General features: G+C 38.4%; 18 protein-coding genes and 3 pseudogenes. 11 read left to right on the forward strand and 10 right to left on the reverse strand.

Features of this window, described 5'->3' with window-relative positions; translation table 11 throughout:
• Positions 1–18: 18 nt before the first annotated feature.
• Positions 19–978, reverse strand: coding sequence for a response regulator transcription factor (locus tag HJG58_RS02580; RefSeq protein WP_170247824.1), 960 nt, complete (start codon positions 976–978; stop codon positions 19–21).
• On the reverse strand, positions 975–4,439 hold the full coding sequence (locus HJG58_RS02585; RefSeq protein ID WP_170247825.1) for a hybrid sensor histidine kinase/response regulator: 3,465 nt from the start codon (positions 4,437–4,439) through the stop codon (positions 975–977). Before HJG58_RS02585 ends, HJG58_RS02580 begins: the two co-directional genes overlap by 4 nt.
• Before the next feature lie 195 nt (positions 4,440–4,634).
• Between HJG58_RS02585 and HJG58_RS02590 the strand changes: the two genes are divergently transcribed.
• Positions 4,635–6,251 carry a purine-cytosine permease family protein gene (locus HJG58_RS02590; protein ID WP_216076489.1) on the forward strand — a complete coding sequence of 539 codons (1,617 nt, stop codon included), beginning with the start codon at positions 4,635–4,637 and terminating at the stop codon, positions 6,249–6,251.
• 57 nt (positions 6,252–6,308) lie between these two features.
• Here the strand turns inward: HJG58_RS02590 and HJG58_RS02595 are convergent, their stop codons facing one another.
• Positions 6,309–6,764, reverse strand: a complete 456-nt coding sequence (locus HJG58_RS02595; RefSeq protein WP_000376211.1) for an Lrp/AsnC family transcriptional regulator — start codon at positions 6,762–6,764, stop codon at positions 6,309–6,311.
• 156 nt (positions 6,765–6,920) lie between these two features.
• Between HJG58_RS02595 and HJG58_RS02600 the strand changes: the two genes are divergently transcribed.
• Positions 6,921–7,532 carry a LysE family translocator gene (locus tag HJG58_RS02600; RefSeq protein WP_000885232.1) on the forward strand — a complete coding sequence of 204 codons (612 nt, stop codon included), beginning with the start codon at positions 6,921–6,923 and terminating at the stop codon, positions 7,530–7,532.
• 70 nt (positions 7,533–7,602) lie between these two features.
• Here HJG58_RS02600 and HJG58_RS02605 read toward each other — a convergent pair whose 3' ends face one another.
• Positions 7,603–8,214 carry a LexA family protein gene (locus HJG58_RS02605; RefSeq protein ID WP_005069871.1) on the reverse strand — a complete coding sequence of 204 codons (612 nt, stop codon included), beginning with the start codon at positions 8,212–8,214 and terminating at the stop codon, positions 7,603–7,605.
• Between the two features lie 287 nt (positions 8,215–8,501).
• Between HJG58_RS02605 and HJG58_RS02610 the strand changes: the two genes are divergently transcribed.
• Positions 8,502–8,735: a hypothetical protein gene (locus HJG58_RS02610; RefSeq protein WP_002114518.1), complete on the forward strand. Its 234-nt coding sequence runs from the start codon at positions 8,502–8,504 to the stop codon at positions 8,733–8,735.
• A 58-nt stretch (positions 8,736–8,793) separates the two neighbouring features.
• On the opposite strand, the gene HJG58_RS19125 is transcribed toward HJG58_RS02610, so the two are convergent.
• Positions 8,794–10,143 (reverse strand): KGG domain-containing protein, encoded by a 1,350-nt coding sequence (locus HJG58_RS19125; protein ID WP_170247827.1) that lies wholly within the window; start codon positions 10,141–10,143, stop codon positions 8,794–8,796.
• Positions 10,144–10,617: 474 nt separating this feature from the next.
• Here HJG58_RS19125 and HJG58_RS02620 point away from each other — a divergent pair, with 474 nt between their 5' ends.
• Entirely contained in the window at positions 10,618–11,019 is a 402-nt protein-coding gene (locus HJG58_RS02620) for a DUF6367 family protein (RefSeq protein WP_170247828.1), read from the forward strand.
• 140 nt (positions 11,020–11,159) lie between these two features.
• Positions 11,160–12,038, forward strand: coding sequence for an SDR family oxidoreductase (locus tag HJG58_RS02625; RefSeq protein WP_170247829.1), 879 nt, complete (start codon positions 11,160–11,162; stop codon positions 12,036–12,038).
• 54 nt (positions 12,039–12,092) lie between these two features.
• Here the strand turns inward: HJG58_RS02625 and katE are convergent, their stop codons facing one another.
• Both katE and HJG58_RS02635 read right to left on the reverse strand, forming a co-directional pair.
• Positions 12,093–14,237 carry a catalase HPII gene (gene katE, locus HJG58_RS02630; RefSeq protein WP_170247830.1) on the reverse strand — a complete coding sequence of 715 codons (2,145 nt, stop codon included), beginning with the start codon at positions 14,235–14,237 and terminating at the stop codon, positions 12,093–12,095.
• Between the two features lie 41 nt (positions 14,238–14,278).
• Positions 14,279–15,697, reverse strand: a complete 1,419-nt coding sequence (locus HJG58_RS02635; RefSeq protein ID WP_170247831.1) for an iron-containing redox enzyme family protein — start codon at positions 15,695–15,697, stop codon at positions 14,279–14,281.
• A 316-nt stretch (positions 15,698–16,013) separates the two neighbouring features.
• Between HJG58_RS02635 and HJG58_RS02640 the strand changes: the two genes are divergently transcribed.
• From HJG58_RS02640 to surA1, 3 genes are all read left to right on the forward strand, one after another.
• A complete protein-coding gene (locus tag HJG58_RS02640) occupies positions 16,014–16,490 on the forward strand; it encodes a CinA family protein (RefSeq protein WP_170247832.1) in 477 nt (158 codons plus the stop codon).
• A 279-nt stretch (positions 16,491–16,769) separates the two neighbouring features.
• Positions 16,770–16,982: a hypothetical protein gene (locus tag HJG58_RS02645; protein ID WP_170247833.1), complete on the forward strand. Its 213-nt coding sequence runs from the start codon at positions 16,770–16,772 to the stop codon at positions 16,980–16,982.
• 115 nt (positions 16,983–17,097) lie between these two features.
• On the forward strand, positions 17,098–17,415 hold the full coding sequence (gene surA1, locus HJG58_RS02650) for a surface antigen protein 1 (protein ID WP_170247834.1): 318 nt from the start codon (positions 17,098–17,100) through the stop codon (positions 17,413–17,415).
• Between the two features lie 193 nt (positions 17,416–17,608).
• Here the strand turns inward: surA1 and HJG58_RS02655 are convergent, their stop codons facing one another.
• On the reverse strand, positions 17,609–17,755 hold the full coding sequence (locus HJG58_RS02655) for a hypothetical protein (RefSeq protein WP_033850239.1): 147 nt from the start codon (positions 17,753–17,755) through the stop codon (positions 17,609–17,611).
• 905 nt (positions 17,756–18,660) lie between these two features.
• On the opposite strand from HJG58_RS02655, the gene HJG58_RS18945 reads away from it, so the two are divergent.
• A complete protein-coding gene (locus HJG58_RS18945; RefSeq protein WP_068565411.1) occupies positions 18,661–18,963 on the forward strand; it encodes a hypothetical protein in 303 nt (100 codons plus the stop codon).
• Here the strand turns inward: HJG58_RS18945 and HJG58_RS02660 are convergent.
• Positions 18,956–19,861 (reverse strand): LysR family transcriptional regulator, encoded by a 906-nt coding sequence (locus tag HJG58_RS02660; RefSeq protein ID WP_170247835.1) that lies wholly within the window; start codon positions 19,859–19,861, stop codon positions 18,956–18,958. The genes HJG58_RS18945 and HJG58_RS02660 overlap by 8 nt on opposite strands.
• A gap of 111 nt (positions 19,862–19,972) precedes the next feature.
• Between HJG58_RS02660 and HJG58_RS02665 the strand changes: the two are divergent.
• Positions 19,973–20,878 (forward strand): annotated as a pseudogene (locus HJG58_RS02665) (GDSL-type esterase/lipase family protein); the annotation flags it as partial.
• Positions 20,869–21,012, forward strand: a pseudogene (locus HJG58_RS02670) (IS256 family transposase); the annotation flags it as partial. The pseudogenes HJG58_RS02665 and HJG58_RS02670, both read left to right, overlap by 10 nt.
• Positions 21,013–21,046: 34 nt before the next feature.
• Here HJG58_RS02670 and HJG58_RS02675 read toward each other — a convergent pair.
• Positions 21,047–21,205, reverse strand: a pseudogene (locus HJG58_RS02675) (aromatic acid/H+ symport family MFS transporter); the annotation flags it as partial.
• Position 21,206 lies beyond the last annotated feature (1 nt).

Below are 21,206 nucleotides of genomic sequence, written 5' to 3' on the forward strand. Positions count from 1 at the left end.
CTATCATTTTCAATTAACTTAATGAAACTCTTGCACTAGGCTATTAATATGCGCCACGGCAGCAGTTCGATTTTCAACGCAAAGTTTTTCAAAAATATGTTCTAAATGCTTGTTCACGGTCCGTGGGCTAAGCTCCAATATTTCTGCAATATCTTTATTGGTTTTCCCTAACAACAACCAATGCATGACTTCTGCCTCACGTTGAGTCAACTGTGGGCAATATTTCAAAATATCAGCCATTTCCAAAGCCGGCGTAGAAGTCTTAATCTGTATCAGATAATTTTTTGCCACACTTTGCTCACTTTCCCACGGTGTAAGCAATAAAAGCTGTAATTGCTGGGATGGCGTTGAATAAGAACAGCTGGTTAATTTTTTAGGGTCTTTTTCATGTACTAAATCTGAAAACCAAGCTTTTAAGCCTGCTTCAAAGCCCTCTAATTCAGGTAAATATTGATTCAGTAAATCACTGGCTTTTTGGGTTTTCCAAACAATTTTACCTTGAACATCTAGCGCAAGAATGGCTGTTTCCGTCGCATCAATCACCTGTTTTTGTTGCTGCAATAGTTTGGCATGTGCCAAATGTGTTTTTACCCTTGCTAGTACTTCTTCAATATTCAAAGGCTTGGTTACATAGTCCACCCCGCCGACCTGGAAACCTCGCACTATATGCTCTGTTTCCGACAAGCCTGTCATAAAAATGACGGGAATAAACTGGGTAATTGGGCTCGCTTTAAGCTGTATACAACTTTCAAAACCATCCATATGTGGCATATTGCCATCAAGCAAAATCATATCTGGTAAGCATCGGTGTGCTATTTCAATAGCACTTAACCCATCGGTTGTGACAAGTACGCGATAACCTGCCTGATCCAGACTTTCATGTAGCAAGCCTAAATTTTCTGGCACATCATCCACAATCAGAATAACAGCTTGCTCATTTGGTGAAGCTTGCTGAAAAGAAACTTGTTGCGTACTCATTGCTTATCCTGAATTAATCGTTGCGCGTGTTTTAAATCAAACTTTTGAATCGCCTGTTCAAGCTGTTCCCATAACTCGTTATGCTCTGGAAAATTTTGACGGCATTGCGTTAAAGTCTGTTGAATTCCACGGATATAACCTTGTCCAATCAAATCATTTAATTGCTGCAAGCTTTGCGGTAAATCGAGTAGCTCATTATCTTCTGGCTGTTTAATTGGTGCATGAACAGTGGTTTGCTCTTGCTTATATATATTTAGATCAAGTGTTTGAACTTCATTATTTTCAAGGTGTGCATCTGATTTGGAATCAATCCATATCAAACCCAACTTATCTCCAATTTTACTCAGCAACAAATTAAGATCGATTGGTTTTAACATAAAGTCTTCACTTAAGACGGCGTCTTGTGGATTGACTTCACGCTCGCCTGCATTCGCTGAAATAATTAAGATCGGCACATTGGTAATATTATTCTGACGCAATAATCGCGCAGTTTCCCAACCGCCCATCAAAGGCATATTTAAATCCATCAAGATCAGATTAGGTTGGAAAATAGGTACACGTCTTAAACAATCAATGCCCGACTCGGCCTCTTCAATCATAAATCCCAAAGGTTTGAGAAAATTAGCAACTAAACCTCGGTCCACCGCTTCATTATCGACAACCAAAATTCGTTTACGCTCGCCCTGATAACCCGTAATTTGGTTGGAATAAACATTAGAAATTGGATGAACCACTTCTTTTGAAGGTAAATAAAACTTAATCTTAAACTGTGAACCCTGATTGAGCTGACTAGTCACAGCTAGCTGGCCACCAAGTAAATCGACTAATAATTTTACAATGGGTAGGCCTAGCCCTGTTCCGGTAAATCCGCCTTGAACCACATTGCTACCCCGTTCAAACGGGTTAAAGATTCGCTCTAAATCTGCCTCGGCAATACCACAGCCCGTATCTCTAATTTCAAAATATGCTGTTTGAAATCGGTACTCGACTTTCAAAGTAATTGTGCCGCTCGTTGTAAACTTTAAAGCATTGCCTAGTAAGTTAATAAGTATCTGTTCTAAGCGTTTTTTGTCGGTACGAACATAGTGCGGCAGGTTATCTCCAATTTCATAAACAAACTGTAAATTCTTCTGTTCAAACTGTGGCTGAAACATTTGAATAATTTGTTCAATAAAATTTGGGAAATGAACGTCCACTACATTTAAAGAAATCTTGCCTGTTTCAATTCGCGCTAAATCTAGTAAACCGTCAATCAGTGAAGTTAAATGCTGCCCACTACGGCTAATCACACCGAGCGCCATTTTGCCTTGTTCTGAGAGCTGCTCTTGTTTTTGGAGTAATTGGCTATAGCCTAAAATACTATTTAGAGGCGTTCTTAGTTCGTGACTAATGCCAATGACATAACGGCTTTTTGCATCATTTGCCCGTTCTGCTGAAATTCTGGCATCTTGCAGGTCTTTTGAAGTGACTTCATGGGCAGCAATTTCATCAATCAATAATGCAGTTTGCTGATGCGTTTCGATTTCGGCATTACGACGACTTTCATCGTTTAACACTAACCACCATGCAGCAACACTCATTAATAAAAATAAAATGGTGTAGATTTTGACAAACAGTGTAAATAACTGAGGAACGGCTGCAGCATTAATGGTTTCTAAATAGGTTTTTTCTTGGATATAAACCAGACTTAAACTCACTGCCAAAACAATAGACAGCCCTAGAGTCAGCAATAGATACAAACTGACCCTGCTATTTAAACGGCTAGCCCAACGTTCTGGTAAATAGTGCCAGATGGCTTTTTTGAGCTGTACTGACCAACGTGCATCGGGTTTACATAAATCGTGACAGCGTGCTTCAAGTGAACAGCATAGAGAGCAAATCGTACCGTTATAGGCTGGGCAACCCGCCATATCAGCAAGCTCATAATCCCGTTCACACACGACACAGTTAGCAACCGAAGTCGCCTGAATTTTTTCAGGCTGGCGTGCAATGTAATATTTGCCTTTAGTTAGGTAAGCAATAATAGGAACGCATAACACCGCACTCCCCAAAGCAATGAAACTTGCTAAACCTTTCGCCATGAGACCGAAAAAGCCCAAATAGCTCAGCATCGATAACACTGAAGCGATGAGTAACGCGCCTACACCTACGGGATTGATGTCATATAAATAAGCACGGCGAAATTCAATTCCCTTTGGGCTTAAGCCTAAAGGCTTACAGATAATTAAATCGGCAACAACGGCACCAATCCATGCCAAAGCGATATTGCTATATAGTCCCAAAATGCGTTCAACTGCATGGCTAATGCCCATTTCCATCAAAACAATGGCAATAAAAACGTTAAAAAGAAGCCAGACAATTCGCCCCGGATGGCTATGAGTTAAGCGCGCAAAAAAGTTTGACCATGCCAGTGAGCCAGCGTAGGCATTAGTCATATTAATTTTAATTTGCGCCAAGCAAACCAGTGCTAAAGTCAATATTAACGCTAGCTGAGGGTTTGGAATAAATTGTTGATAGGCAACCCAATATAAATAAGTCGGATTATCTAGTTCAGAGACAGGAATAAACAACTGAAAAGCTAACACCATCAGCAGCATGCCCATCAAAACTTTTAGAAATCCAAAAATAATCCAAGATGGACCACCTAGAAAAACGGCAAAACGCCATGCGGTTCTGTTCTTTTCTTTTTGCGGTAAGAAGCGTAAATAGTCAGCTTGCTCACCAATTTGGATCACAAATGAAAAAATAAGAGTGCACGCCGCACCAAAGTAATACAGATTAAAATCAGTCGAGTTTGAAACCGCACCAACAAAATGCAGACTACTACTTAAAATTTGTGGCTGTTTCCAAAGTACAAAAAACCACGGTAATAACAGCAATAAGAGCCAGATGGGTTGTGTGATTGCCTGAACTTTATTAATAAAACCAATGCCTTTAACTACTAAAGGCAAAATCACTAAGGCAGAAATTAAGTAACCAATAACTTGCGGAATACCTAAAGCAAGCTCAAGTGCCATCGCCATAATTGCGGCTTCAAACGCAAGCAAAATAAAGGTAAAGCTCGCATAAATCAGAGATGTAATGGTTGAGCCAATGTAGCCAAAACCTGCACCACGAGTAAGCAAATCGACGTCTACATTATATTTTGCAGCGTAGTAACTAATCGGCCAACTGGTTAAAAATATGATGGTACATACGACTACTGCTGCCCATACTGCATTACTAAAGCCATACTGCCAAAGCATGGTCGCCCCAATGGCTTCCATCGCCAAAAAGCTAACGGTCGAAATTGCGGTGTTGGTCACAGTCCAAGGTGACCATTTACGTACAGAGGTGGGTGCATAGCGGAGCGCATAATCTTCGATACTTTCATCTGCCACCCAAATATTATATTCACGGCGTGTTTTGATCACACGTTGTGGCGCTTGTTGGGGGCGTGAAGAATCTAGCATAACACTCATGTTTTGGATAGGGCTGCATTAACCCCAGCAATCCTTATGCCAAAAGTCAATTATCATGGTGATTTTCTCGAATACGCACATATACGCAAAATAACGTATTTTCAATTTTTCCCAAAAATCACACACTCAAATCCATCAAAAAACAATGATCAATATTTGTGTTGATTGACCGAAAATGATTGGGAGATTGATGTTATGAGTGTATCTGAACATCCAAATCTGGACACTGTGCAAGGTACAGATTCACAAAAAGCAGTGAATGAAACCTTAGAAGATTATACTTTACGTTATGCTCCACACAGCTTTCGGCGCTGGAGTCCCAAAGTTGTCGCTATTACTGCACTTGGTGGTATTGCCTATCTTGCTGACTTTTCTATTGGCGCCAGTATTGGTATGTCTTACGGAACAACCAATGCTGTTTTCTCCATTTTATTTGCAGCGATTATTATCTTCTTAACCGGCATTCCTTTAGCCTACTACGCAGCGCGCTATAACATCGATCTTGACTTGATTACCCGCGGTGCAGGTTTCGGTTATATCGGTTCAGTCCTGACCAGTATCATTTTCGCCAGTTTTACCTTTATTTTCTTTGCCCTTGAAGGTTCAATCATGGCGCAAGGGTTATTGCTCGGTTTAGGTATTCCGCTTTGGGCAGGTTATCTCATCTCAACAGTTATGGTCATACCGCTGGTAATTTACGGCATGAAAGCCTTAAGTAAATTACAAGTCTGGACTACCCCGCTTTGGCTGGTTCTGATGATTGGTCCTGTGGCCTATCTGATTTATCAAGAACCTACCTTAGTCAGCCAGTTTGCAACTTTCACAGGTAACGAAGGTTTCGCAACTGTAGACATGGCAGCAATCATGTTGGGTGCTGGTATATGTCTATCTTTGATTATGCAAATTGGTGAGCAAATTGACTACCTACGCTTCATGCCTGCTAAAACAAAAGAAAATAGCAAAGCATGGTGGGCTGCGGTTATTTCAGCGGGTCCGGGTTGGGTGATTTTAGGGGCGATTAAACAAATTATCGGGGCATTTTTAGGTTTCTATTTACTTACTAAAATACCGGGCGTAAACAGCACTGAACCTGTTCAACAGTTTAATGCGGCGTTTCATGACATGCTTCCGGGCTGGGCTGCTTTAACACTCGCAGTGATTTTGGTGGTCATTTCTCAAATTAAAATTAATGTGACTAATGCTTACTCTGGTTCCCTTGCATGGACAAGTGCCTACACTCGTATTAGCAAACATTATCCGGGTCGTATTGTGTTTGTGATGGTGAACTTGGCAATTGCGCTTGCTTTAATGGAAGGCAACATGTTTGCGGTACTGGGTAAAATCTTAGGGTTCTATTCAAACTTTGCGATTGCATGGGTTGTAGTTGTTGCAACAGACATTTCAATCAACAAATATGTTTTAAAACTTTCACCTAAAGAGCCGGAATACCGCCGTGACATGCTATACAACGTAAACCCTGTCGGTATGGTTGCATTCCTTGTATCAGCAGGCTTATCGATTGCAGCATTCTTCGGCTTACTCGGTAGTTTCTTGGCACCTTACTCACCGCTTATCGCACTTGTGCTTGCTTTTGTATTAACACCAATCATGGGTTTATTAACCAAAGGAAAATACTACATCAAGTCAAACGATGACGGTATTAAAGAACCACGTTACGATGCTGAAGGCACTCCTGTTGCTACCGTCTATCACTGCCGCGTATGTGAGCAAGGCTATGAACGTCCAGATATTATGTTCTCTCACAAACATAACGGTACGATCTGTTCTTTGTGTAAAACACTCGATGCTTAAATATTCTTAAAACTAAAAAAGAAGCTTTAAAGCTTCTTTTTTTATATCTGATGATTCTTAGCCAATCGGGAATAAACGTTCAGGCACTACATCTTTCATCACGATGGTTGAGATGAGCCGTTGCACACTTGGAATAGCAGATAATTTTTCATCGTACAAACGCTGGAAAGCAGGTAAATCTTTAGCCACCACATGTAGTAAATAATCTGGCTCACCAAACAAACGCTGTGCCTGAATAATTTGCGGTATGTCTATCACGGCATTTTCAAACTTCTCGACTGCCTGTTTATCGCCCTCTTTAAGCGTAATAAAAACAATCGCTGAAAATTCAAATCCCACTAAGTTTGGGTCGAGTTCTGCCCGATAACCTTTGATAGCTCCAGACTCTTCTAAAGCCTTCACTCGTCTATGACAAGGTGAAATGCTCAAACCGACTTTTTCTGCCAACTCGGTGATAGATAATCGGCCATTTAATTGCAATTCAGCAAGAATCTTTTTATCTGTGCGATCCATTTAGAAAAATTTACCCCAAATGAGTGTGATATGAGCAAACATTTAAAAGCACATTCTAAATACATGAGCATATTATTTTCAACAAGCTCGCATAAATAGGGATTTTTTCTAAACCACGAGCGAAACCTTTGGAAAATAGTTTGCTGAGATAAGCATATGGCTTTTAACATTTTTATTGCATTTTGGAGTGTCTCCATTCTTTTTATTATTACGCCAGGGGCAGACTGGGCCTATGCCATTTCAGCAGGGATTAAAGGCAAAGTCGTCGTACCCGCCGTCGCAGGTATGCTATTTGGACACTTTATTACGATTTTATTGGTAGCGGCTGGTGTTGGTCTGCTTGTAGCAAATAATCCAACTGCTCTAATGATTCTTACTGTTGCGGGTTCTGCTTATTTGTTATGGATGGGTATAAATTTATTACTTACCCCTCCTACTCCGAACGAGTCTGGTTCTGAAAAAGCTCAGTCATGGTTGAGCTGGGCAACCAAAGGCGTTTACGTGAGTGGATTAAACCCGAAAGTTTTTTTACTCTTTTTAGCCCTGCTTCCTCAGTTTATTGATACTACTGCTTCATGGTCAGTGACAACACAAATTCTTGCCTTTGGTGTTGTTCACATGATTAGCTGCGCGATAATTTACTTAATGGTAGGTTATGGTTCAGAGGCTATTTTAAAAACCAGACCACAAGCAGCACAGTTAGTTGGTCGTTTTTCAGGTGGTTTGATGGTTGTTATCGCTACATGTTTATTGATTGGACAAATTTAAAAAGTCATTCAGCAAAAGTTACTGGCCTCCATTCCAGGTCAGTAACTTGAATATAAAATATGAGAAAAAATTATCTCATTCGTTTGAGGTTATAAGTCACCACTCCCCAAATAACCAGTTCTTGCCCCTCTTCAATATAAATATTCTGATAATCAGGGTTCTCTGCTTTCAGCCAAACTTTAGGTGGATGAAATTGACTATCAATCATTAAGCGCTTCACAGTAAAATCATTGTCGATGAGTGCAATCACAATATCACCTGATTTAGCGGGAATGCTACGGTCCACAATAAGCGGATCATTAATATCAATTCCAGCATCTAACATGGATAAAGAGTTGGCTTTAACAATAAACGTGGCATTTTCATTTCTAATTAAATATTCATTTAAATCAAGTGCTTGCTCAATATCATCTTGCGCAGGTGAAGGAAAACCTGCCGCAACACGTTCAGTTGCCAAAGGAATGTGGTAAATTTTATCGTTATTCGGGTGGACCTGTTGGACATTAAGTTTTGAGTTAAAGTCGGTCAAGTTATTGGTTTTGACATTATTCAGTAACCAATTTTTGATAAAGTTAACTTGAGACTCGGGAACACGAATGACTTTGGTGGGTTCATTGAACTGTGCTTTACGTCCGGCATTTTCTCGTGCACCGCCATGCTCGAACTCTTTTTTCTTTGGCATATTGCCTCCACTCCACTGTTCAAATCCTACACAAACAATGTAACTTGAAAAAGTTACATTTTCAAGTTGACGAAATATTTTTTTTGCATAACAATAAATCTCATGATCAGATTTTAATCCATTTTGCTTTTAACAGGGATGTTTTAACCAAAATGGCAATTTGAAGAAAATCAAAACCTATTTCGGAATAGTCGTTATCGCTGACTGTTTTTTGATTTTTATCAAATGAGATTCTGAACACTTAACATTCTGGTTAAATTCAGTTTTTTGGTATGGAGACATGCGAAATGAAAAATCAACGTGATGCGGTTTTAGGTTATGCAAATGAGCAACATGCTTACTATATCCGCCTAATTGAAAATGATGCGGTTTTAGGTGAAAGCTACGGATTATTTTGTGAAAATCCAGATAGCGAAGCAGCCGAAAGTATTATGACGACACTTTTTTTGAAAAAATCTTTTTGGTTAAACGGTTCTGAATACCTTGATATTGTAAAAGGCCTACAACCTCTCCCTCAGTAAATAAGTAAGCTAAAAAACAAAGGAGGCAAAAGCCTCCTTTGTTTTTAAAACATTCTGCTTAAGACGTAAAACGTCCGTAGGCATCACGTTTTTGATTACGAGAGTTTTGACCACGGCCATCATAATCATCATCGTCATCGCGGCTGCGACCACGACCTCGTCCACCTGAGCGGCCACGATCGTCATCATCATCATCGTCATCACGGCTGCGGCCACGACCTCGTCCGCCTGAACGGCCACGATCGTCATCACGGCTGCGGCCACGGCCTCGTCCGCCTGAACGGCCACGATCGTCATCATCGTCGTCATCACGGCTGCGACCTCGGCCTCGTCCACCTGAGCGGCCACGATCGTCATCATCATCGTCGTCATCACGACTGCGACCTCGGCCTCGGCCACCTGAACGGCCACCCCGATCGTCATCATCATCATCATGGCTGCGACCTCGGCCTCGGCCACCTGAACGGCCACCCCGATCGTCATCACCATCGTCATCACGACTGCGGCCACGACCTCGTCCGCCTGAACGGCCGCGATCGTCATCATCATCGTCATCACGGCTGCGGCCACGACCTCGGCCACCGCGATCATCATCATCATCGTCATCACGACTGCGGCCACGGCCTCGTCCGCCTGAGCGGCCTCCGCGATCGTCATCATCATCGTCGTCATCACGACTGCGACCTCGGCCTCGTCCGCCTGAGCGGCCTCCGCGATCGTCATCATCATCGTCGTCATCACGACTGCGACCTCGGCCTCGACCACCTGAACGGCCTCCGCGATCGTCATCATCGTCGTCATCATCACGACTGCGACCTCGGCCTCGACCACTTGAGCGGCCACCGCGATCATCATCGTCGTCATCACGGCTGCGGCCACGGCCTCGACCACCTGAACGGCCTCCGCGATCGTCATCATCATCGTCATCACGGCTGCGACCTCGGCCTCGACCACCTGAGCGGCCACCGCGATCGTCATCATCGTCGTCATCATCACGGCTGCGGCCACGGCCTCGTCCGCCTGAACGGCATCCGCGATCGTCATCATCATCGTCATCACGGCTGCGACCACGACCTCGTCCACCTGAACGGCCTCCGCGATCATCATCATCGTCGTCATCATCACGACCGCGGCCACGACCATTACGGCCATCATTTTTATGGCTTAATGCACCCGCTTCACGCGCTTCTTCAGACGTAAATTCATGAGCGTTACCACTTGCATGGGCTGCTCGGCCAGCTTCACGAGCTTCTTCAGAGGTAAACTCATGTGCATTACCACTCGCGTGAGCAGCTCGCCCACCTTTGCTAGCTATTTCTCGTACTCTTTCAGGATCCATACTTGCAAATCCACGATTTGAAGTACCTGATCTATTGTTATCATCATCTTCATATCTAGTATTAGCCATAGTTATATCTTCCTATATTTAATTATAGTCACTACCGCTTTTAGTTAACGGATTTAATAACAATAGAATATCTATAATATTTTCCCACCCAAGTGATGTATCAATCCTTTTAAATGTATATCAATCTAAAAATAAAATTTCCTATAAGGTTATTATTTTTAAAATATTTTAAAAATTTTAATTATTAATAATTTTACTCTTTAAATAATGAACATACTCATTATTACCTAATAGTACACTATAATATAGTTTTACAAACATAGTTAAAATAATTTAACTGATAACAAAAAATTTCAAAATGTACAAAACAGTAAAATAACACAACATCAGGTCTATTGAGAAAATAACAAGCAAACAATTATTTTAATTAAAAAACAATAACATATATCATTACATTTTCAGAATTAATTTACTTGAGAGATTAATATGAATATTTAAAACTAATTTTAATAAGATGGTTTGAGTAACTTAACTATGCAATTAAAAAATCAACAGTCAGCTCTACAATATATTCATATTTCTATCCCTGAAATTTTACTAGGACATATTAAGTCTAAAAACTCATGGCAGGACTATGACAAAGAATGGAGCTATAGATTAGACCCACCTCATGCAAGTCATCCTTTCCAAAGAGAATTATATATCATTAAGTCAAAAAATATAGAAAATGAAGATATAAAACTTTTGCTAGATAATATAGCTGTTAAAAATAATAAAAGTTCAGAAAATATAGATGAAGCAAAAGAAATTATTAAAAAAATATTAGACTTATCTAATAATATACCTATAGAAAACTGGTTAGAAGACACAGGAAATAGATCTATTATTGAAAGTATGATTGATAAAAATAAAATCAAGTTGATCGATATTATTTAACCCTCAAATATAAAAATATTTTTTTACATCCTTATAAATAAAATAACAAAGACAACTTATTAAAGAATTCATTTTACTCACATTTACGCGGTAACAGCTCACTATATAAAAATTAGATATTACAACCGAGGTATTTAAAAATGGAAAACTCAACAAACCAGTATCCAACATCTGCCCCCGCACAAGTTCAACCTCATCAACCAGGTGATCAGGAAAAAATGCATCCTGAGCCAGAGATTATAAAAAGCTCACATAAAGGGAGCGATAAGCTAAAAGGTAAAGTTGCCGTTATTAGTGGTGGCGATAGCGGTATCGGGCGTTCTGTCGCAGTATTGTTTGCTCGTGAAGGTGCCGATATTGCGATACTTTATCTTGAAGAAGATCAAGATGCTGAAATCACCAAACAACTCGTTGAAAGAGAAGGACAACATTGTCTTTTATTAAAAGGTGATATTTCTGATCCAGATGTTGCGAAACTCGATATTGATAAAGTTCTACAACATTACGGTAAAATTAATATTTTAGTGAATAACGCTGGTGTGCAATATCAACAAAAAGAAATTGAAAGCATTAGTAATGAGCAATTAGAAAAAACTTTTAAAACTAATATTTTCCCAATGTTTTATCTTACTAAAGAAGCCATTCCTTATATGGAAGAAGGCGACAGTATTATTAATACAACCAGTATTACCAGCTATCAAGGCCATGATGAGCTCATTGATTATGCAAGTACCAAAGGCGCGATTACTACTTTTACGCGTAGCTTATCGAACAATTTAATGAAGCAGAAAAAAGGAATTCGGGTAAATGGTGTTGCGCCGGGACCCATCTGGACACCATTAATTCCAAGCAGTTTCGATGCAGAAACCGTTAAGGAGTTTGGTAAAGACACCCCAATGGGAAGAATGGGACAACCAAGTGAAGTTGCACCTGCTTATCTTTTCCTTGCCTCAGATGATGCAAGTTACATTACAGGTCAAGTCATTCATGTAAATGGCGGTCAAATCGTAAATGGTTAATCCCTAAGATATAAAAAAGCCCTGAAGTTAAAACTTTCAGGGCTTTTTTGTTTGTTAAGCCGGTATCTGAGCAGCTATTTGTTCTCGTGACCAAACACGATGAGCCATAATCAAGTTTTTGAACTTTTCAGCAATCGGCTGGAATTCATCTCCAACAAGAGTGCCTTCATCGGGAACTAAACCTAGTGGTTCAAGTAAATCAGATTTATTACCTAAAAACGCAATTGGTTTTAAATGCTTGTAAGCCTCTAATAGATAATGGCGAGTTACTCCGTCTTGCATGACAGCGTTTAAGTTATCGCCATCAGGAATAATCACTGCATCATATGCAATTGAAGGCTCAGCCATTTGCATACCATCAGCCACAATAATGTTGTCTTTATGGTCTTTTACAGGAGCTAAGCTTGGCGCTAATAAATGAAGAGTCACCCCTTCTTTAATTGCCCAGTTTTTCATAGCTTCTAATGCATCAGATTTGACTAAATTATGGATGAGTACTGCAACTTTTCGGCCTTGAATATCTTGGGGTGGGAAAGCCAAGAAAGATAATTTAGCCGATTTTTCAACTGCAGTTTTTTTATAATCTAGCGTTAAATCAGGTACTTCAATTCCTAAATTAGCGCCTACTTGTCGTGCTAAGTCGAGATCAATATTTGCCAAAATTTGTTGAACTTGACGCTCACGAATGTGTTTTCGTTGCACTTTACTTAATTCAAAAGTATAGGCATCGACCACATGCTTTTGCTCATGAGGGGCAAGGCTCTTGTAGTAAAGGCGCGGTTGAGAAAAATGATCAGAAAAAGTTTCGCTTCTTTGACGAAGTTTGTGTCCGCTAATCTGTTCAGGATAGCTTTCAAAACCGCCGTTTGAAGCAGCAGGTGGGGTTTCAGCTGGCCAATCATTATCAATTGAGTTTGGTTGATATGAAGCCTGCCCTTTATGAATCGTATGCTGGTGAATACCATCACGTTGATTATTATGGAATGGGCACACAGGTTTATTGATCGAAATTTGATGGAAGTTTGGTCCACCTAAACGGCTTAACTGTGTATCGGTATATGAAAATAGACGTGCTTGTAGAAGCGGATCATTTGTAAAATCAATTCCTGGCACAATATGTCCCGGACAGAAAGCCACCTGCTCTGTTTCTGCAAAGAAATTATCTACATTTCTGTTTAAAACAAATCGGCCAATTGGTGTCACTGGAACCAACTCTTCAGGAATAATTTTTGTCGGATCCAATAAGTCGAAGTCAAAGTTCATCTCGTCTTCTTCTTCAACAATTTGTACACCGAGCTCCCATTCAGGATAAACCCCATTTTCAATGGCTTCATAAAGATCACGACGGTGGAAATCTGGGTCTTTACCTGCAAGCTTTTGAGCTTCATCCCAAACTAAAGCACTTAAACCCTGTTTAGGTGTCCAGTGGAATTTCACAAAATGTGATTTTCCTTCGGCATTAATGAGACGGAATGTATGAACCCCAAACCCTTGGATTGAGCGTAAATTACGTGGAATTGCACGGTCTGACATTGCCCAAATCACCGCGTGTGCTGACTCAGGAACTAAAGACACAAAATCCCAAAAAGTATCGTGTGCAGATGCTCCTGTTGGCATTTCTGTATCTGGTTCAGGTTTTACAGCATGAACGAAGTCTGGAAACTTAATTCCATCTTGCACAAAAAATACTGGGGCATTGTTGCCGACTAAATCAAAATTACCCTCTTGGGTATAAAATTTAATGGCAAAACCACGAATATCGCGGACCGTATCAGCAGAACCACGTGGTCCCTGCACTGTTGAGAAGCGTACAAAAATTGGAGTTTGAATGGTTGGGTCAGTCAAAAAACCAGCTTTTGTTAAGCGCTCATTTCCTTCATAAGCCTGAAAGTAACCATGAGCACCCACGCCACGCGCATGCACAATACGCTCAGGAATACGTTCATGGTCAAAATGAGTAATCTTTTCTCGTAAAATAAAATCTTCTAATAGTGTCGAACCGCGAATACCTGCTCTTAAACTATTCTGGTTATCAGCAATTTTAACCCCTTGATTTGTGGTTAATGCTTCATTGGTTGCATCGTCTCTGACTGAGTCTAATTGTTCAGTTTTTTGGTTCGTATTCGCTTTATTTGCAGCGTCAGCACCAGCCATTTCACTTGTTTTATTTGTTGATTTAATATTATCAGTCATGTTCATTACCTATGTTTTAAAGTTAAACGTGGGGTGAGTTAAAAACTTCAAGAGTTAGTTTTGTTAAAGGAACTTAAATATGGAAAAAGGAGCTCGACATATTTACGTGTGCTCCAAAGCCCAATGCTTTTATGGTGTGAATCTGGTGCCAAAAACGGAGTCAGCTTGCATATTTTTATGGCAAGATCAGGTGTCTGACGTATACGTTCTTGGAGTGCTTCCAGTTCGCCATCAGAAATATAGCTAAACAGATAATCTTGAATACGCTGGCTATTCTTTAGTTCTCTACTGTATGCCAAGAAGTTAGAAGAATGATCACTACCAGCAATCCAGTCATGAATAATTTGACGTTCTACAGGGTTAAATACCCCAAACATTTTTCCATTTTCTTCATTAATCATTCGCCAGAACACGCTCTGTTCAGGGTCGGTATTCAATTTAATCCACTTGTGATCAATGAGATGTGTAACCAAGCCTTTAACGTCTTCTGGGTTTGATAACCATTGGTTAATGGTTTTACATCCAAACTGTCTGGTTTCGTTATGTATTAGCTGACCCACGAGCGCTTTTCTTTTTAAAATTTTAAGGACTAAATCTTCAAGATTTAAATTTTTAATAATTTTTGAAGAAGAAACACCATGGTTATTAAGAGCAAAACCACGTTTTAATTTATTAAAGAAAGCTTCTTTATCTCTGTATTTATTGTAAATATTTTCTATAACTTTAATGGCTTTATCTGCATGTCCGTTATCAATATTGTCGATAGTGATGTGCAAATTAAAATATTTAGAATCAATACCCAGTTCTGCAAGCTCATAATTACTAATGAGTAAATGCAGTGGCAGTTGCTCATAACCCAAATTGAAGCCGACAATTTCGGGAATAAACTCAGGTGGAGCATAGCCAAGCGCCAGCTGAATCACGGCATTATGATAGTATTCATCCTCTAAAAGTAGATCAAAACTATCAAGCCCCAGACTACGTAACAAATCATCATAGATACAGACATGGTTTGCTTTCGGCTCACCGAGTCCAAGCTCTTCTAGATAGGTAATAATAAGGTCATGAAAAATAGGATCATTCCAGTAGTGAACTGAACTATATAGCCATGCGCCGTCTACTTTTTTAGTTGGAGAAACTTTAATTAAAAATTCAAATGCCTGACCGACATTTTGGAAGTACTCTCTCCCCCCCCCACTTTGTCTACGGTTTAGGTAAGTCTGAAATAATTCACAATTTTGTTTATTATCATTTTCACACCATTCTTTAACTGTATTTATAGATGCGGGAAAATCAATTTCGTCTTGATCTATTTTATCTATTTCTTTATTAAGGAAATCTTTTGCTTTCTTCCCTTTTTCAAAACTAGAAATATCAGGATCAAGGAAAAAAACAAATAATTCGTAATAGCTCTGTTGATTATCTTGTAATAGGTCTAATAATCTTTTTTTCACTACAACAGGCATTTCTATTCTCCTTTAGTGAGATATAAATTACCATACTTTAAGAAAACTATAATCTCAGCATATCTTTGTTATATTACGTTATTAAGAAAAACCGCATCCCTTTTAAATCATTAAAATTCAACAACATAAATCATAACACAAATTTACATTCTCAACTTTAGAATAATTTAAATATTTGCTTTTATAAAAAACATATAAATTATTAATTTTCATTACATTTGAGTTACTTTTAAGATTATACAGACTAAAAACTTAACAAAAAGAAATCAAAAATAATCTTATAACTAAATTAAAAACAATTGTAAGGAGAGTACAAATGTTTAACTCATGCTGCAAACTACTAGCACAAGAAAAAATTAAAATCGCATTTTTTGAAAGTGCATCTGCAGGTTATTTAGCTTACCGCTTTTCTTTGAGTCCCTATTCAGGTGATATTCTTATTGGGAGCTTAGTCAGTTACGACTTACGTGTTAAAGAAAATACACTTCATATTTCACCTGAACTCATTGAAAAATATACACCTGAGTCGATGCAAGTCACTGTAGAAATGATCAAAAAAGGTAAAGAACTCCTGAATGCCGATCTTTATATTGCCTGTACCGGGTTATTAAAAAAAGGAGGTTCTGAAACTCAAGAAAAACCTGTAGGTACCTTTTTTTATTGTATTTATTATAAAAATAATTTTTATAATTTTAGACGACTATTTAAAGGACTACCCTATCTTAAACTTAGACAACTGCTCTATTACATTACGCAGGATATAAAATATGTAATATTGGATAATAAAAAATAGCTTTCCTTCATAAAAGATAACAAATACATATTTAGAAATGATCATAGCTTTTATTTAACCTCTATGTACCCAAATGTAATTTTAACTATATTCATATTAATTATGTTTATTCATTCAAATTACATTTTATATAAATCAAGGTTTTATTTAATATTTAAAGTTACAGTTAAATATAGGGTAACAGCCCGAAGCTACACATTAAAAAATTTCATGTTTAAATAAACCTATCTGAAGCTCTCAGATAAAACACACATCATAAATGATATGAGGTAATTAAAGATGAGCAGTACTAATAATCAAAGCAATCAACGCGATAATCAACAGCAACAACAACAGCAAAACGACAACCGCAACAACCAACAGCAGCAAGGCAATCAACAGCAACAGAACAATCAGCAACAACAGCAAAATGACAACCGCCGCCAACAACAAGGCTCTAATCAAAAAGATTCAGGCCAACAAAACTCAAATAACAATAATCAGCAACGTTAATCCGTTGCTGACTTAAATGTCATTTGATGCGGTCATTCATTTTATTTAGGAAGGTGCCCTCACCTTCCTAAATTTAACATAAGCATAAAATTAAATAAGAGAAGAGGAAAAACTGATGACAGATCAAAATACAGACCATACTCGACTAGTAGCTGGCGACCATAATTATTCTGACTCTCGCTGGCGAGAAAGTTATCTTACTCGACCTTATTATCAAGAAGCTCAATTAACTACGCCAGATCTGGATTATGATCGTGATTTTTCTGCAGCTTATGAACTAGGTCACCGTGCCCGTTCAGAATCGAAAGAAGGAACTCAGTTTGAAGATATGGAAAGTAGATTGCAACAAAAGTGGGAAGAACTCAAAGCTGAATCCCGATTAAAATGGGAACATGCAAAACAAGCCATTAAAGATGCATGGGATGGCATGTGACGTCCTTAATTGCTCCAAAGCATATAGCTTATTTCCTATTGGCCCTGGGAAATAAGCTTTTTTTTATGGATGTGTGTACTAAAGAATACTAAACAATTAATTATTTTTATATTTTCATTTTTTATTATGTTACATACTTTATAGAAAAAAGTTAAGGAAACCCACATAACTATGAGTTTCCTTAAATAAAAAATTATGAATTTTTATCCATTTGTTGAGAAGTGGTTGGATCATTAGAGCCATGTGTTCCATCATCATCTGTTGAATTTCGATCTTGGCAAGCGCTCATACCCATGGCGATTGCAACAACCATACTCACTGCACAAAAAATTCTTAACATTGAGGCCACCCTTATAAATCTTAAGATGTAGACTTATGAATAACATTATCTTATGTTGGCCTACCGCTGTGGTTCTCTTAAGTTTTGTAGGTTATGCAAGCTTTTGTAAAAACTTGAATAAAATAAATGATAAAAAATTACTCTTCTTGCAATTGATATTTTATTTAAAATTTGGCAACAGCTATTTATTTAATTACGCCATATTCATAAAATTAAATTTGGTTACTCTTTTTTGCTTTATGTTTAGTCAAGTCATTGAACACGAACACTATACAAATAAACAATTAATAAATATTTGATATATAAACATTAAAAATTATTTTTATAATCATATTGAACCATTATTCAATAACTCCAATTGTAAATAACTCATTATTTTATTAATGAAAATTTAAAAATATTAATATTTGTTTATATAAACCAATCTTTTATTTTTGCAATTGACCCGCTTTAAGGCTCAGCTTATGATGCTCCGGCTGACCTATTTTGTCAGTCGGTTTTAGCAGACCGTCTACCTAAGCGCACTAAAAACGAGTTTTTTGGTGTGTAGCCCCTCGTGCCTTTGACGGAGGAACGGGAGTGGGACACCTTCGGGTGTGCTGGTTTCTTAGGTATCAGTCTGCTAACCCTCTTTCGTTTCACCACCATAATTAATAGCAGTGATTGGGCGCAACTTCTTTTATCAAGGAGTCTCTAATGACTATTATTTTATATCGTGTTATTTCATCTACTCTTCATTACGTTATCGATTTAGCTGAAACTATTTTCAAGAAAAAGCTCTATTTTTTTATGTTGCTGCTTTCTTCTTTTTTCAGAGTAAATATTTCCATATTTAAAGCTGGATAAAGACTAGAAAATTTCTATAAACATGACTTAACGATAACAACAACCAATGAAGAGCAATAATGATGTTTTTTTTATATCGTATTGTTTTAGTGTGCACCCTATTAATAAGTTCTATAAGTTTATTAGGTTGCAGATCTATTAGTAAAAATGAATTTAATACACATTGTGTTTGGGCTGGTCGTGCACTTTCACAATGCAACTGTATTTATAACTCTTTAGAAAAACATTATTCGCCACAATTTGTTGAGAACTTGCCTAAAGTAAGCTTACAAAATATTGATGCGGATATGCACTTTGTGGAAACAATGAATGAAACAATGCACCAATGTCAGTTAAGTGCCAGAAAAAGTTTAATTAACTAATATTCGCATGCTCTACTAAGAAATCTAGAAAGGCCCTTACACGCTTAGGGACATATTTATCATGTCCTATCCAAACAGCATGGAATTCTTCCGAAGCATTGATATTCCAATCTTCAAGGATTCTAACCAACTGTTTTTGTTCTAAAGCTTTTTGGACTTGGAATTCATTAAGCTGTGCAATACCAACTCCTGCAAGCGCCAATTGTAAGATTGCCTCTCCATGATTTACTTTTAAAACTTTGGTTGGTGTAAGTGTGATTTCTTGAACGTCTTTTTTAAAGAGCCACGTTTTGTTCTGGCGCTGATAACTTACATCTAAAAGCTGATGTTCATGTAGTTCATCTGGATGCTCAGGACAACCGTACTTTTCAATATATACAGGAGAGCAAACATACTGTTTATAAGTACTGCCAAGCGAGCGGGCCACCAAATTGGAGCTTTTCAAAGGTCCTGTTCGAATCGCAACATCAATTCTTTGTTCAACCAAATTAATGACTTCATCACTCAAATGAGCTTCTAATTCAATTTCCGGGTAGCGTTGATTAAACAAACTAATGCATGGCAATAGAAAGTGTGTCCAATATGAAAAACTGGTATGGATTCTAATTCGCCCTTTCGGTGTATGATTTGCGGTAACCGCTTGTTCCAGTTCGTCTAAGTCATTGAGTATTTGAATGCCTTGCTCATAAAACTGGCATCCTTCACTGGTAAGCTGAAACTGACGTGTTGAACGGTTGAGTAACCTGACACCCAGTCTTTTTTCTAAACGAGAAATTAACTTGCTTACGGCAGACGGCGTCATGTTACATGCTCTTGCTACCGCTGAAAAACTTCCAAGCTCGACCACCCGTATAAAAATTGCCAACTCGCCAGAACGATTGATATCAAAATAAGACATAGTAAAATTTATTTAAGAATTATATTCACAAATCTTATTCCGCTTAGACCGCTATAACAAGGCATCAATTTGTTTCAAGATACCTTTAATTCGTTTTAAAGAGTTCTTGAGATGAAACTTTATCAATCTGCACTATTCTCTCTCGTTTTATTTACGAGCTTTGCACAAGCAGAAGTACAAAAGAGCCAATGGATTACCACTTGGGCAGCTAGTCCACAAAAAGTCTGGAATAAAGATTTCGTTTTTCCAACCCTAATTCCCGAGCAAATATCCAATCAGACTATTAAGCAAATCAGCCAAATTAGTTTAGGTGGTGAAGCGGTTAGGCTCGTTTTTACCAATCAATATGGGGATCAACCACTTTATATTGATAAAACTACTGTGGGGTTAGTCAAAGGACAAAGTCTTAAATCAAAGAGTGCTTACCCAGTTTATTTCTCAGGAAAGCTTAAAGCACAAATTTTACCTGGCAAACAATTGATCAGTGATCCAATCCAGCTCCCTGTTCCCGATCATGCGCAGTTAATGGTAAATACCTTTATTCAAAGGCCAACTACATTTAAAACTTTTCATTGGGATGCGAAACAAACCAGTTGGCTCATTACGGGCAACCAGACTGCGAACTTAAATATGCCTAGTAGTGCCAAAACTACAACTGCGCGATTATTATTGTCGGCTGTAGAAGTAAAACCAAAGCGTAAAGCCCATGTTATTGCTGTCATTGGAGACTCAATTACCGATGGAGCAACTGCAACTTTAGATGCAAATACACGATGGACCGACTTTTTATCTAAGCGCTTATCGCCACATCAAGTCGCGGTCATTAATAGTGGAATTTCAGGAAATCGATTACTCACAGACGGTATGGGTGACAATGCTTTAGATCGTTTGAAAAAAGAAGTATTTCAATATTCAGGTGTGAAAACATTAATTGTTTTGTTGGGTATTAATGATATTTCATGGCCCGGTACCGCATTTGCACCTAAACAACAAATACCGACTTTTGAAACACTCACTCCTCAGTAAAGAAGGTCATTTACTTAGCAACATCAAATGCTGCGAAGAAATGGACGATGCCAATTCAAAATTGGCGTTTAGCAATGAATTGGTTTACGATTCAGTTCGATGATCGATTAAAAGATCATTTATAAAAAATGGAACTTACACAAAATAATTTACAGGCTCCATAATTTGCCATCCTTGACTTTCAACCAGATAACTACCAATTAATGCTGAAAGAATCCCGCCAATTGCATAACCACTAAACATACTCCCAACCAGCGTACTTCTTATACGTTTAGGCGCATATTCTGATGTAAGTGCAACTAAATTTGGCATGACCCCC

Origin of the sequence: Acinetobacter geminorum, from assembly GCF_013009345.1 — a bacterium.
In the GTDB taxonomy this organism is placed as follows: Bacteria; Pseudomonadota; Gammaproteobacteria; order Pseudomonadales; family Moraxellaceae; genus Acinetobacter; species Acinetobacter geminorum.

Bases quoted from the DNA above. Each gene is read 5' to 3' on its own strand.
- HJG58_RS02580 (WP_170247824.1), bottom strand. From the start codon at position 978: ATGAGTACGCAACAAGTTTCTTTTCAGCAAGCTTCACCAAATGAGCAA.
- HJG58_RS02585 (WP_170247825.1), bottom strand. From the start codon at position 4,439: ATGAGTGTTATGCTAGATTCTTCACGCCCCCAACAAGCGCCACAACGT.
- HJG58_RS02590 (WP_216076489.1), top strand. From the start codon at position 4,635: ATGAGTGTATCTGAACATCCAAATCTGGACACTGTGCAAGGTACAGAT.
- HJG58_RS02595 (WP_000376211.1), bottom strand. From the start codon at position 6,764: ATGGATCGCACAGATAAAAAGATTCTTGCTGAATTGCAATTAAATGGC.
- HJG58_RS02600 (WP_000885232.1), top strand. From the start codon at position 6,921: ATGGCTTTTAACATTTTTATTGCATTTTGGAGTGTCTCCATTCTTTTT.
- HJG58_RS02605 (WP_005069871.1), bottom strand. From the start codon at position 8,214: ATGCCAAAGAAAAAAGAGTTCGAGCATGGCGGTGCACGAGAAAATGCC.
- HJG58_RS02610 (WP_002114518.1), top strand. From the start codon at position 8,502: ATGAAAAATCAACGTGATGCGGTTTTAGGTTATGCAAATGAGCAACAT.
- HJG58_RS19125 (WP_170247827.1), bottom strand. From the start codon at position 10,143: ATGGCTAATACTAGATATGAAGATGATGATAACAATAGATCAGGTACT.
- HJG58_RS02620 (WP_170247828.1), top strand. From the start codon at position 10,618: ATGCAATTAAAAAATCAACAGTCAGCTCTACAATATATTCATATTTCT.
- HJG58_RS02625 (WP_170247829.1), top strand. From the start codon at position 11,160: ATGGAAAACTCAACAAACCAGTATCCAACATCTGCCCCCGCACAAGTT.
- katE (WP_170247830.1), bottom strand. From the start codon at position 14,237: ATGAACATGACTGATAATATTAAATCAACAAATAAAACAAGTGAAATG.
- HJG58_RS02635 (WP_170247831.1), bottom strand. From the start codon at position 15,697: ATGCCTGTTGTAGTGAAAAAAAGATTATTAGACCTATTACAAGATAAT.
- HJG58_RS02640 (WP_170247832.1), top strand. From the start codon at position 16,014: ATGTTTAACTCATGCTGCAAACTACTAGCACAAGAAAAAATTAAAATC.
- HJG58_RS02645 (WP_170247833.1), top strand. From the start codon at position 16,770: ATGAGCAGTACTAATAATCAAAGCAATCAACGCGATAATCAACAGCAA.
- surA1 (WP_170247834.1), top strand. From the start codon at position 17,098: ATGACAGATCAAAATACAGACCATACTCGACTAGTAGCTGGCGACCAT.
- HJG58_RS02655 (WP_033850239.1), bottom strand. From the start codon at position 17,755: ATGTTAAGAATTTTTTGTGCAGTGAGTATGGTTGTTGCAATCGCCATG.
- HJG58_RS18945 (WP_068565411.1), top strand. From the start codon at position 18,661: ATGATGTTTTTTTTATATCGTATTGTTTTAGTGTGCACCCTATTAATA.
- HJG58_RS02660 (WP_170247835.1), bottom strand. From the start codon at position 19,861: ATGTCTTATTTTGATATCAATCGTTCTGGCGAGTTGGCAATTTTTATA.